The organism is Nesterenkonia xinjiangensis (genome assembly GCF_013410745.1).
GTDB classification, from domain to species: Bacteria; Actinomycetota; Actinomycetes; order Actinomycetales; family Micrococcaceae; genus Nesterenkonia; species Nesterenkonia xinjiangensis.
Genome location: NZ_JACCFY010000001.1, coordinates 3048764 through 3061532, shown reverse-complemented (window position 1 = coordinate 3061532; position 12769 = coordinate 3048764). Strand labels below are relative to the sequence as shown.

General features: G+C 68.9%; 9 protein-coding genes and 3 tRNA genes. All 12 read right to left on the bottom strand.

All coding sequences use genetic code 11. The features are described 5' to 3' along the window. Position 1 precedes the first annotated feature (1 nt). The 12 genes from HNR09_RS13760 to ilvC all read right to left on the bottom strand — a co-directional run bounded on the left by HNR09_RS13760 (position 2) and on the right by ilvC (position 12761). A complete protein-coding gene (locus HNR09_RS13760) occupies positions 2-2434 on the bottom strand; it encodes a helix-turn-helix transcriptional regulator (protein WP_179542553.1) in 2433 nt (810 codons plus the stop codon). A gap of 128 nt (positions 2435-2562) precedes the next feature. Continuing rightward, positions 2563-2638: transfer RNA gene (locus HNR09_RS13755), tRNA-Glu, on the bottom strand. A gap of 82 nt (positions 2639-2720) precedes the next feature. Then, positions 2721-2793: transfer RNA gene (locus tag HNR09_RS13750), tRNA-Glu, on the bottom strand. A 79-nt stretch (positions 2794-2872) separates the two neighbouring features. Then, positions 2873-2944 (bottom strand) — tRNA-Gln (locus HNR09_RS13745). A 74-nt stretch (positions 2945-3018) separates the two neighbouring features. Beyond that, entirely contained in the window at positions 3019-3750 is a 732-nt protein-coding gene (locus HNR09_RS13740) for an HAD-IA family hydrolase (RefSeq protein ID WP_179542552.1), read from the bottom strand. Beyond that, entirely contained in the window at positions 3747-5255 is a 1509-nt protein-coding gene (gene gltX, locus HNR09_RS13735; protein ID WP_179542551.1) for a glutamate--tRNA ligase, read from the bottom strand. The genes HNR09_RS13740 and gltX overlap by 4 nt, the downstream gene beginning before the upstream one ends. A 26-nt stretch (positions 5256-5281) precedes the next feature. Next, complete coding sequence (locus HNR09_RS13730; protein ID WP_179542550.1) at positions 5282-6055, bottom strand: fumarylacetoacetate hydrolase family protein; 774 nt, start codon at positions 6053-6055, stop codon at positions 5282-5284. 24 nt (positions 6056-6079) lie between these two features. Further along, entirely contained in the window at positions 6080-7153 is a 1074-nt protein-coding gene (locus HNR09_RS13725; protein ID WP_179542549.1) for a branched-chain amino acid aminotransferase, read from the bottom strand. Between the two features lie 68 nt (positions 7154-7221). Continuing rightward, positions 7222-8313, bottom strand: a complete 1092-nt coding sequence (locus HNR09_RS13720; RefSeq protein WP_179542548.1) for a 3-isopropylmalate dehydrogenase — start codon at positions 8311-8313, stop codon at positions 7222-7224. Between the two features lie 93 nt (positions 8314-8406). Then, the gene (gene metG, locus HNR09_RS13715; protein WP_179542547.1) at positions 8407-10014 is read right to left on the bottom strand and encodes a methionine--tRNA ligase; all 1608 of its coding nucleotides are present in this window, start codon (positions 10012-10014) and stop codon (positions 8407-8409) included. Between the two features lie 23 nt (positions 10015-10037). Further along, positions 10038-11639: a phosphoglycerate dehydrogenase gene (gene serA, locus HNR09_RS13710; RefSeq protein ID WP_179542546.1), complete on the bottom strand. Its 1602-nt coding sequence runs from the start codon at positions 11637-11639 to the stop codon at positions 10038-10040. A 96-nt stretch (positions 11640-11735) separates the two neighbouring features. Beyond that, positions 11736-12761, bottom strand: a complete 1026-nt coding sequence (gene ilvC, locus HNR09_RS13705; protein ID WP_179542545.1) for a ketol-acid reductoisomerase — start codon at positions 12759-12761, stop codon at positions 11736-11738. Positions 12762-12769 lie beyond the last annotated feature (8 nt).

The following is a 12769-nucleotide window of genomic DNA, read 5'->3' as shown; positions in this document are numbered from 1 at the left end:
ATCAGCGAGGACTCCCCCGGGTGAGAAGGGCACGCAGTGCCGTGCGGGAGCCCACGCCGAGCTTCCGGTACACGTGACGGATATGGGTCTGCACCGTGCGGGGGCTGATCCCCAGCCTCTCAGCCACATCGGCGGATCGGAGCCCATTCATCAGAAGCGCGACCGTCTCTCGCTCACGGGGCGACAACGTCGCATAGACCTCGTTCCACCGCAGGGGGCCCTCCCCCGAGCTGTCAAGATGCTCCCAGACATGCAGCCGGGGATGGCTCGTCCCCAGCCGCTGTATGGAGGCCCTGATCTGGATTGCATCTCCTGCGATGTGCGCAGAGAGCATGTCCAGGATCTCCTCCTCGACGTCGACCCGTCGGCAGGCCTGCAGCAGCAGGACGAGGTCCGTCGTCGCGAGTTCCCGCGCGCGCCGCAGCGCCAGACAGCGGAGCATGAGACGACGCACCCCAGGGACGGTCGCTTCATCGCTCGTCTGGGACCGGACGAGGGAGCCGACGGCCTCAGCCGGGGCGTGGAGCAGCCGCGCCAGCCCGAGCATCGCCGTCACCCAGGCATCCCCGTAAGACTCCCCCACCCTCGTCACCGCGACCCCTGGCGGCCCGATGAGATCCCTCGATCGCTCCCCGTCGATGAGGAAGTCCAGCGCCTCCAGCTGCATGCGCGTGACGTGGCCGCCCGGCCCACCGGCCTCGAACTCGCTCCAGAGATCCTCCAGCCGGCCGTGGAGGCTCTCCGGGCGGACCCCGCGGACGACGTCGCGGAACACCTCGACGATGCCGACGGCCAGAGCCATGGCGAGCGTGCGCTCCGGGACCTGCCGGGTGGTCCAGTCCTCGGGGAGCAGCGAATCCGCGGCATCGAGCAGGACACGGGCGACGCTGACCCGTTCGGCGACCCAGGACAGGCACACCAGGGGGATTCCCTGCTCACCGAACTGCTCGAGAGCCTGGAGCGCCGTGCGGGCCCTGTCTCTGTGGCCGGCCAGCGCAGCGGCGTAGGCATCGAGTGCGAGCAGGGTGTAGGTCTCCACCTGAAGGGGCTGCAGATCACCGCTGAGGGCGGTGTCGCCCAGGACCGGGGCCCACGAGCCCGGAGCCGGCGCGCAGAAGCGTCGCAGATACTCCGTGGCCCGGGTCTCGCGGAAGGTGCACAGCCGACCGCTGAGGTCTGATCGCGGCCCCGACGGGTCACCCTGGTCGCCGAGGAGGCCGAAACGGATGAAGCTCCGCAGCTCGTGAGCGAGGGTCGCGACACCGCCAGTCACGGGAGGATCCCCGGCGTCCAACACCGCGAGTCCTGCAGCCGGTGCCCCCTGTGCGGCCAGAGCGGCTGCCTCGAGACAGGACACCCGGGGATCATGGGCATCCATGCGACGCAGCAGCACCCGCATCTGGGACAGGAGCCCGTTGCGCAGCAGCTGCGAGGCTCTGGTGATTCCCTCCTCCTCCCCGACCGGCTCACCGCGCAGCGCCCTACCCAGCGCGGACTCCGGCGCCGGCTCACCGCGCGACCGTTCCGACCTCTCGGTGTCGCAGGAGAGGGCATGCTGGTGCGCGGCACAGCTGAGCCCGACCGTGGAACGGTCCAGGACGACCAGACCTGCCGCTTCCAGCCCGAAGACCGCGTCCCGCGTCGTGGAGTCTGCGGCCAGCGAGGAGAGGTCGCGCGGCCCAAGCTCGGCGAGTTGCTGAAGCACGTCGAGGCCCACGGGCGTCGTGCCCTCCCGAAGTCTGCGGACCGTCCCACGCGCCGTGCGCCGATCCAGCCAGTCCGGCAGTCGCGCGATCGACGCCCGCCGGCCGGCGGCGCTGATCCAACCCTCGACGAGTCCGACCTCCACCACGTCCTCCAGCTCGAGGACATGTCCCCCGGAGACCTGGTGGAGGTAGCGGGTCAGGGTCTGGGTGGGAGGGACGCCCAAGAGCCGCGTGAGCAGCCGCTGGGTCGCGGCAACCGGGAGCATGTCCAGGCTCACGCGAAGCCCTCGCGGCGCACCCGCGACCCGGGCGAAGCGATACCCGAAGTCCGAACCGGGCCAACAGGTCAGCATCACGGGCACGCGTTCCTGCCGCAGCAGGCCATCCAGCGCGGTCAGCGAACTCGTGTCGAGGCGGTCCGCTCCGGGTACCAGGACGGCTCCGGGCCCGTGGGCAGGCGTCTCCAGGTGGGGGCACAGCACGGTGGAGACCACGGTGGAGACCGCCTCAGCCGTAACCCTCCCGTCGGCGCCGAGCAGATGCAGGCGGGTTCCCGTCGCTCGGGCCAGCTCCTGGATGAAGCGTTCGCTCGGCGCACCGTGCTCACCCTCGACCAAGAGGGCCGCCGCCGGGCGCGACTGCCAGTGGTCGAGCGCGCGCTTCCAGTCTGCCTCGACCATCATCAAGTCTGCGCCGCCGGGGGCGGCCTGGGGACGGGCACCAGTCATGGGCAACCTCTCGGAGCTTCCTCCTGCATCCTATAGATTCCCTGATCGCCGGAGAAGGGAGAAAGGCCGGTGGTGCCGGCAGACAGAAGAAATGCCTCGGATCATGTGATCCGAGGCATTTCTGAATATGGTGACCCCAGCGGGATTCGAACCCGCGTTACCGCCGTGAGAGGGCGGCGTACTAGGCCGCTATACGATGGGGCCATATTCACTTTTCAGCTGCCGTCAAGGCAGCTGACGGAGAGATGGCCTCCGCCCCTCGAAAGGAACAGGAGACCATCGACCGTGACCCCAGCGGGATTCGAACCCGCGTTACCGCCGTGAGAGGGCGGCGTACTAGGCCGCTATACGATGGGGCCCTATGTCATTATGATGCCCTCGTCGCCGAGGGCTGCACCAGCCTATCGACTGGGTTTTCGATCCGCAAATCGGATCGCGCTGGGCTACTAGGACTCGAACCTAGAACGACGGTACCAGAAACCGCTGTGTTGCCGATTACACCATAGCCCATCGGCTGTTGCTGGCCATTCGGCTCGCCTGGAGGATCTCTCGTCCCGGCTTTCCGCGCGCCCCGCAACGGGAAACTACTCTACACGAGCAGGTGCCCCGAGCACAAAATCGACGGCGGCCTCCACGGTGGCGACCTTGGTCACCCCCTCGGGGGACTCCACGATGCCCTTGCGATCCACCAGCACAGACTCCAGCCCGGCATCGCGCGCGCCCACGCCGTCGACGACGGGATTGTCTCCTACATAGGCACAGGAGGCCGGGGCAAGGTCCAGCTGCCGGGCGCCTTCGTGGAAGATCGCCGGCGCCGGCTTGACCTCCCCGACGGTGTCGGTGCCGACGACGACGTCGAATCCGCCCAGCCCTGCGATGCCCAGCTTCGCCCGCTGATACGCGGCCACGTTGTTGGTCACCGCGCCCACCGCCACGCCAGCAGAGCGCAGCCGGGCCAGGGCCTCCGGCACGTCGCTGAAGGGGCGCCAGCGCCGTCTCACCGCCTGCTCATACCCGTCCTCCCAGTGGAGCAGGCTCTGCGGATCCGGAACCGGCGCCCCGGCTGCCCGGTAGGCGTCCCGGACCCGAGCGATCCGCTGCTCCAGGAAGCTCAGCTCCCCGGCGAGGTATCGGGCGTACTGCTGACCGGCGTCGCCGCAGAAGCTGCTCTCCGCGGCCTCCCAGGCGGAGTCCTCCCAGACGACCCCCTCGCGGAGGAGGTGTGCGGAGGCCAGCTCACGGAAGGTGGCCCGCATCGCACCCTCCAGGTCGACGAGCGTGTCGTCGACGTCGAACAGGACGCCGGCCGGGCTCACCGGGCCTCGACCTCCGCACGGAAGCGTGCCAGGCGCGCCAGCGAGGACTCCCGGCCGAGCAGCTCCATGGACTCGAAGAGCGGCGGGGAGACCCTGCGTCCGGAGATCGCTGAGCGCACTGCCCCGAAGGCCTTCCGGGGCTTCAGGCCGAGGCCGTCGATCAGCGCCCCGCGCAGGGCCCCCTCGATGACCTCGGTGTGCCAGGAATCCTCCGCCACGCCCTCCAACGCCGCGACGCCCGCGTCGAGGGTGCCGAGCACGTCCTCCCCGAGACCGCTGAATGCCTTGGGCTCGATCTCCAGGTCCTCGTCGCCGACGAACAGGAACCCCATCATGTCCGCACCCTCGCTGAGCAGCGCGATGCGCTCCTGGACCAGGGGCGCGGCGCCGTCGAGGATGCGGCCCTGCCGCGCGGTGAGCTCCGCGCCCACCAGCCCCAGAGCCCGCAGATGGGGCACCAGGCGGTCACGGAAGTCCGCGGGCTCCAGTCGGCGGATGTGGGTGCCGTTGATGGACTCGGCCTTCTTGGTGTCGAAACGCGCCGGATTGCCCAGGACGTCGGCGACGTCGAAGTGCTCCACCAACTGGTCCACGGTGAAGATGTCCTCGTCCGCGGAGAGCGACCAGCCCAGCAGCGCCAGGTAGTTGAGCAGGCCCTCCGGGATGAATCCGCGGTCCCGATGGTGGAACAGGTTCGCCTCCGGATCCCGCTTGGAGAGCTTCTTGCTCCCCTCCCCCATCACGTAGGGCAGGTGGCCGAACAGCGGCATGTACCGGGCCACTCCGATGTCGTGCAGCGCCCGATACAGGGCGATCTGGCGCGGCGTCGAGGACAGCAGATCCTCACCACGCAGCACGTGGGTGATCTCCATCAGCGCGTCGTCCACGGGGTTGACGAGCGTGTAGAGCGGCTGCCCGTTGGCACGGGCCACCACGAAGTCCGGGGTGGAACCCGCGGAGAAGGTGATCTCCCCCCGCACCAGGTCTGTGAAGGTGAGGTCCTCGGCCGGCATCCGCAGCCGCAGCACCGGATCCCGGCCCTCGGCACGGAAGGCGGCGATCTGCTCCCCGGTGAGATCCCGGTCGGCGTTGTCATAGCCCAGCTTCGGGTCACGGCCGGCGGCGCGGTGCCGCTCCTCGACCTCCTCGGGAGTGGAGAAGGACTCGTAGACGTGCCCGGCGGCCTTCAGCCTCTCCAGCACGTCGGCGTAGATCTCACCCCGCTGGGACTGTCGGTACGGGCCGTGCTCACCGCCGGTCTCGACACCCTCGTCCCAGTCCAGCCCCAGCCAGCGCAGCGCCTCCAAGAGCTGCTGGTACGACTCCTCAGAGTCACGGGCGGCGTCGGTGTCCTCGATGCGGAACACCAGCTTCCCCCCGGTGTGCCGGGCGTAGGCCCAGTTGAACAGCGCGGTGCGGATCAGGCCGACATGCGGCGTGCCGGTCGGTGAGGGGCAGAACCTGACGCGGACCGGGGTGGAGGCGTCGACGACGGGGATGCTCATGGTGGTGTGGTGACTCCTGTGGGTGTTCAGCTGCGGAAGTGGTTGACCAGGGTGCCGATGCCTTCGATCTCGGCCTCGAAGCGGTCTCCCGAGGAGACCTGCCCGACGCCGGCGGGGGTGCCGGTGAGGATGACGTCACCCGGCAGCAGGGTGAAGGCCTGGGAGATGTAGGAGACCAGCTCGGGCACCCCGAAGACCATGTCCGCGGTAGTGCCGTCCTGGACCGTCTCTCCGTTGAGGCGGCCGGAGATGCGCAGCCCTTCGGGGTCCAGCTCGGTCTCGATCCAGGGGCCCAGGGGGGTCGAGCCGTCGAAGCCCTTGGCCCGGGCCCACTGTCCGTCGGTCCGCTGCGCGTCACGGGCCGTGACGTCATTGCCCACGGTGTATCCGAAGATGACGTCGGCGGCCCGCTCCACAGGCACGTCCTTGCAGATCCGGCCGATGACCACGGCCAGCTCGGTCTCATAGCTGACCTCCTCCGAGAAGGAGGGCAGGGTGATGGGCTCGTGGGGCCCGGAGACTGCCGTGTTGGGGATCAGGAACAGCAGCGGCGAGACGGGCAGGTCATGGCCCATCTCCTTGGCGTGGTCCGCATAGTTGCGGCCCACGCCGATCGCCTTGCTCCGCGGGATGATCGGAGCGACCAGCCGCACGTCGTCGAGGGCGTGCGTTGTCTGGGTCTGCTGGATCCCCTGGTAGAAGGGATCTCCGACCAGCTCGGTGATGGTCTCCTGTCCGGGCTCTCCGGTGACGACTCCGAAGGTGGGCTCTGCGTCAGTGACGAAACGTGCGATGCGCATGCTCACCACCCTATCGCGCGAGCCTCAGACGAGACGGTGCATCCAGCCGTGGCGATCCGCGACCGTCCCCGTCTGGATCCCGAGCAGCTCGGCACGGATCGACTGGGTGACCTCACCGGTTCCGGTGGAGGCGATGGTGCGGTCGCCGTCGAGCAGCTCGCCGATCGGCGTGATGACCGCGGCGGTGCCGCAGGCGAAGACCTCGGTGACGGTGCCGTCCTGCACTCCGCGGTCCCACTCGTCGAGGGTGACGCGACGTTCTTCGACCTGGAGGCCGCGGTCCCTGGCGAGCTGGATGACGGAGTCCCGGGTGATCCCCTCGAGGATGGTGCCGGTCAGCTCGGGGGTGATCAGCCGACCGTCGGCGGTGACCAGGAAGACGTTCATCCCGCCCAGCTCTTCGATGGCGTTGTCATGCAGCGGGTCCAGGAACAGCACCTGGTCGCAGCCCTTCTCAGTGGCCTGCGCCTGGGCGGCCAGCGAGGCGGCGTAGTTCCCGCCGGTCTTCGCGTCGCCGGTCCCCCCGGGCGCCGCACGGGTGAAGTCCCGGGTGACCCAGATCCGGACAGGCTTGAGCTCGCCGCCGAAGTAGTTGCCGGCCGGCGAGGCGATGACCCGATAGGTGAACTCCCGTGCCGGGCGCACCCCGAGGAAGGCTTCGGTGGAGAACATGAACGGGCGCAGGTACAGCGCCTCGCCCTCGCCGCTGGGGACCCAGTCGGCGTCGATCCCGACCAGCGCCTCCAGCGACTGCACGAACAGCTCCTCGTCGAGCTGCGGCATGGCCATCCGGCGGGCTGAGCGGTTCATCCGGCGCGCGTTCTCCCGCGGACGGAAGGTGTGGACTCCGCCGTTGGCATGACGGTATGCCTTCATGCCCTCGAAGATCTCCTGCGCGTAGTGCAGCACGGCCGCGGCCGGGTCCAGGGTGATGGGACCGTAGGGCTCCACGCGGGCCCCGTGCCAGCCGGCGCCCTGGGTCCAGTCGATCACCGCGGTGTGGTCGGTGAAGTTCGTGCCGAAGCCCGGGTCGGCCAGGATCTGCTGGCGACGGGCCTCCGTCGTCGGCTCAGGGTGTGAGGTGACGTCGAACGTCATGGGAACAGCCTTTCGCTCGTTCTCTGCGTGCGGTCCACTCTACCGCTGACCGACGGCTCGGGAACCTCTCAGCCGAGTCGGGCCAGGAGAGCCTCGCCGCGCTGGGCGGTGCTCAGCCCGCGAGCCGCCTCGGGGTCCCGGGCCCACTCCGCGAGCTGAGCGTGCACGGCCTGCTCCAGGCGCGCGGCGGGCTCGGCGAGTCCGAGGTGCTGCAGCATCAGGACGCCGGAGAGGACGGCCGCGGTCGGGTCGGCGATCTGCCGGCCGGCGATGTCCGGGGCGGAGCCATGCACCGGCTCGAACATCGAGGGCGCCGAGCCTTCGACGTTGATCGACCCGGAGGCGGCGAGGCCGATGCCGCCGGTGACCGCCGCGGCAAGATCGGTGAGGATGTCACCGAAGAGGTTGTCGGTGACGATGACGTCGAAGCGCGCAGGGTCCTGCACCATGTGGATCGTGGCGGCGTCGACGTGCATGTAGTCCCAGCTGACCTCGGGATGCTCGGCGGCGGCCTCCTCCACGGTGCGGCGCCACAGGTCCCCGGCGTGCGTGAGCACATTGTGCTTGTGGACCAGAGTCAGCCGGCCGCGGCGCTGTGCGGCACGGGAGAAGGCGTCTGCGACGACACGGCGCACCCCGTGCGCGGTGTTCAGCGAGACCTCGGTGGCGATCTCATGGGCGGTGCCGCGACGGATCGTTCCGCCGTTGCCCACGTAGGGCCCTTCGGTGCCCTCCCGGACCACGACGAAGTCGATCTCCGGGTCTCCGGCCAGCGGAGTGGCGGTGCCCGGGTAGGTGCGGGCCGGACGCAGGTTGATGCTGTGGTCGAGGCTGAACCGCAGCTTCAGCAGCAGCTCCCGCTCGATGAGCCCCGAGGGGATGCGGGTGTCCTGCGGGTCGGCGCCCACGGCACCGAAGAGGATGGCATCATGGCCGCGCAGCCGCTCCAGAGTCGCCTCCGAGAGCGTCTCCCCAGTCTCCACCCAGTGGGCGGCGCCCAGCGAGTACTCGGTCCAGGTCACCGCCACTGAGGCCGCGTCGAGCACGGACTGGAGCACGCGGCGAGCCTCGGCGATCACCTCGGGGCCGATGCCGTCCCCGGGGACGACGGCGATGTCGAACGTGGTGCCGATGGGGTTCTGCGCAACGATGTCAGACATGTCCCTCAGGCTAGGTGCTTCTCCCGCCGGGCGGCGAGAGAAGCACCTGAGCTCTCAGCATCTGAGACCCCGGGCGACACCCGACGGCCCGGTTCAGACCACGACCGGCTCCTCGTGCCGCGGAAAGATCGGCTGCGGCTTCGCGATCGGAGTGCCTGCGACGAGCTCCTCATCGAAGGCGGCGAAGCTGCGCGGACCGGTGTTGGAGGCGTTGGTGGCACCGGCGTCGCCGCCGGCATCCACGCTCAGGGCGTCCAGCAGCAGGGTGGCCGAGCCCGGCATCACCGGCTGGATGAGCAGAGCGACCCGGCGGAGGACCTCGGCGGTCACCCACAGCACGGTGTTCATGCGCTCCACATCCGTCTTCTTCAGCTGCCAGGGCGCCTGCTCGGCGAAATAGGCGTTGGCCTCCCCGAGCACGTACCAGGTGCGTTCGAGCGCCCGGTGGAAGTCCTGCTTCCCATAGGCGGCGCGGCAGATCTCCAGCAGCCCGGCGGCCTGGTCCAGGATCGCCCGGTCCTCCTCGCTGAGCTCACCCGCGACCGGCAGAGCGCCTTCGCAGTTCTTCGCGATCATCGACAGCGAACGCTGCGCCAGGTTGCCCAGGTTGTTGGCCAGGTCCGAGTTCTTCCGTCCGACGACGGCCTCATGGGTGTAGGAGCCGTCCTGGCCGTAGGGGAACTCCCGCAGCAGGAAGAACCGCACGGCGTCGAGGCCGTAGGCCTCGGTCCACGCGGCCGGGGCGACCACGTTGCCCACCGACTTGGACATCTTCTCCCCCGCATTGTGCAGGAATCCGTGGATCATCACCCGGCGCGGCAGCTCCAGGCCGGCGCTCATCAGGAACGCCGGCCAGAAGATGCAGTGGAACCGGGAGATGTCTTTGCCGATGATGTGCAGATCGGCGGGCCAGCGCCGCCGGAACTCCTCGGACTCGGTGTCCGGGAACCCGGCCCCGGTGAGGTAGTTCGTCAGCGCGTCCACCCAGACGTACATCACATGGTCCAGCTCCGTCTGCCCGGCCGTGAGATCCTTCGGCACCGGGACCCCCCAGTCGAAGGTGGTCCGGGAGATGGAGAGGTCCTCCAGGCCGCTCTCCACGAAGCGGATGACCTCGTTGAAGCGACTGGCCGGCGCGGCGAACTCCGGGTGGGACCGATAGAGCTCGAGGAGCTTCTCCTGGTAGGCGGAGAGCCGGAAGAAGTAGCTCTCCTCCTCGGTCCAGGTCACCGGCGTGCCGGTCTCGATCGCGAATCGCTCGCCGTCCTCACGGACCTCGGTCTCGTCGTCGGCGAAGAACCGCTCGTCACGCACCGAGTACCAGCCGGCGTACTTGTCGAGGTAGATGTCCCCGGCCTCGACCATCCGCCGCCAGATCGCCTGAGAGGCCACGTAGTGGTCGTCGTCGGTGGTGCGGATGAAGCGATCATAGGAGATGCCGAGCACCTCATCGTCCACCCTCTTGATCGCTTGGGCGTTCCGCGTGGCCAGAGCGTAGGGGGTGATCCCCTCAGCCTGAGCGGTCTGCTGGACCTTCTGCCCGTGCTCGTCGGTGCCGGTGAGGAAACGGACGTCGTACCCGTCGAGGCGCTTGAAGCGGGCCATCACGTCGGCCGAGATGTACTCGTAGGCATGGCCGATGTGCGGCTCACCGTTGGGGTAGGTGATCGCCGTCGTCAGATAGTAGGCGGGTCGTGACATCAGTGGTCGCCCCTCAGTTCCTCTCAGTTCCGTTCTTCGAGGTCGACCTCAGCGGCCAGGGCCGCGCCGACCTCCTGGGAGATGGTCTCCAGCACACCGGCAGGCAGGGCCGCGTCGACCGCCAGCACGGCCAGGGCGCGCTCCTCCCGGGTGTCCTGGGAGACCTGCATCCCGGCGATGTTCACCTCGGCCTCGCCGAGGATCCGGCCGAGGGCGCCGACCACACCGGGGCGGTCCGCATACTCGAAGATCACCAGGTGGTCGGTCAGCGGGATCTCGAGGTCGTAGCCGTTGACGCCCACGATCTTCTCGATCTGCTTCGGACCGGTGAGCGTGCCGCGGACCTCCAGGTTGACCCCGGAGGCCGTGGCGCCGCGGACGGTGAGCGCGTTGCGGTAGTCCTCGACGTCAGGGGTGGTGGTCAGCCGGGTGGCGATGCCGCGCTGCTCGGCCAGGATCGGCGCGTTGACATAGGAGACCTGCTCGGAGACGACATCGGTGAACAGGCCCTTCAGGGCGGCCAGCTGCAGAGCGTCGACGTTGTGCTCGGCGATCTCGCCGGCGGCTTCGGTCTCGACGTCGGTGAAGGCATCCGAGGCCAGCGCGTTGAGCACCCGGCCCAGCTTCTCGATGAGCGGGATTCCGGGGCGGACGAGCTCGTCGATGGCGCCCCCGGCCACGTTGACCGCGTCGGGCACCAGTTCGCCGGCCAGGGCCAGGCGCACTGATCGCGCCACGGAGACGCCGGCCTTCTCCTGGGCTTCGGAGGTGGAGGCGCCCAGGTGCGGGGTGACCACCACATTCTCCCGGCCGAAGAACGGCAGGTCGGTGGAGGGCTCGCTGGCGAAGACGTCGATGGCGGCGCCCCCGATGAGGCCCTCCGCCAGAGCCGCCTCGAGATCTGCCTCGTCGACCAGTCCGCCGCGGGCCACGTTCACCACGAACGCGGTGTCCTTCATCTTCTCGAAGGCCTCACGGTTGAGCATGCCCAGAGTCTCGGGGGTCTTCGGCATGTGGATGGTGATGACGTCCGCCTTGGCGAACAGCTCCTCGAGGGTCACCAGCTGGGCGCCGATCTGATGGGCGCGCGCCGAGGTGACGTAGGGGTCGTACGCGATGAGCTCCATGCCGAAGGACTTCATACGCTCTGCGACCAGGCCACCGATGCGGCCCAGTCCGATGACGCCCAGGACCTTGTCCTGCAGCTCGACGCCGGAGTACTTGGAGCGCTTCCACTCCCCGTCCTTGAGCGCTCGGGTGGCCGGCGCGATGTGCCGGGCCAGACCGAGGATGTGAGCACAGGTCAGCTCGGCCGCGGAGATGATGTTCGACGTCGGGGCGTTGACCACCATGACGCCGGCGGCGGTGGCCGCCTTGATGTCCACGTTGTCCAGTCCGACGCCGGCGCGGGCGACGACCTTCAGCCGGGGCGCGTGGCTGAGCACCTCGGCGTCGACAGTGGTGGCCGAGCGCACCATGAGCGCATCGGCGTCCGAGAGATCGGCGAAGAGACGCTGGCGATCGGTCCCGTCGGACTGACGGATCTCAAAGTCCGGCCCGAGGGCCTCGACGGTGGCGGGAGAGAGTTCCTCGGCGAGTACGACGACGGGGCGGTTGATGCTCACAGTGTCCTTCTTCTCGGTGATGGGTGGTCTGTCATGCTCCGGTCAGACGTGTGGGGCCGGGCCGGTGACCGGCCCGGCCCCACACACTCTAGCGGCTCAGCGGGCGGCTGTGCCCTCGGTGTAGTCGTCCTCCTGGGTGATCCAGGAGAACAGCTTGCGCAGCTCGCGACCGGTGGACTCGATCGGGTGCGCCTCGTTCTTCTTCCGCAGCTCGGCGAACTCAGCGCCGCCGTTGCGCTGGTCGTCCATGAAGCGCTTCGCGAAGCCGCCGTCCTGGATGTCGGCGAGCACGGCCTTCATGTTCTCCTTGACCTCCGGGGAGATGACCCGCGGGCCGGAGACGTAGTCGCCGAACTCGGCGGTGTCGGAGATCGACCAACGCTGCTTGGTGAGGCCGCCTTCGACCATGAGGTCGACGATCAGCTTCAGCTCGTGCAGGACCTCGAAGTAGGCGATCTCGGGCTTGTAACCGGCCTCTGTGAGGGTCTCGAAGCCGTACTGCACCAGCTGGGAGGCGCCGCCGCACAGCACCGCCTGCTCGCCGAACAGGTCGGTCTCGGTCTCTTCGGTGAAGGTGGTCTCGATGACGCCGGCACGGGTGCCGCCGATGCCCTTGGCGTAGGCCAGGGCGATCTCCTTGGCCCGGCCGCTGGGGTTCTGCTCCACAGCGATCAGCGCCGGCACACCACGACCCGCCTCGTACTCGCGGCGGACCACGTGGCCCGGGCCCTTCGGGGCGACCATGGCGACGTCCACGTCCTTCGGCGGGGTGATGAAGCCGTAGCGGATGTTGAACCCGTGGGAGAACAGCAGCACATCGCCGGCCTTGAGGTGCGGCTCGATCTCCGAGGAGTAGACCGCGGCCTGGTGCTGGTCCGGGACCAGGATCATGATGACGTCGGCCTCGGCGGCGGCCTCGGCCACCGGCTTGACGGTCAGTCCCTGCTCCTCGGCCTTGGCCTTGGAGCTGGAGCCTTCCTTGAGACCGACTCGCACGTCCACACCCGAGTCCCGCAGCGAGAGCGAGTGGGCGTGGCCCTGCGAGCCGTAGCCGATGACGGCCACCTTCTTGTCGCTGAGGACAGACAGGTCGGCGTCGTCGTCATAGTAGAGGTCAGTCACGTCGAGAT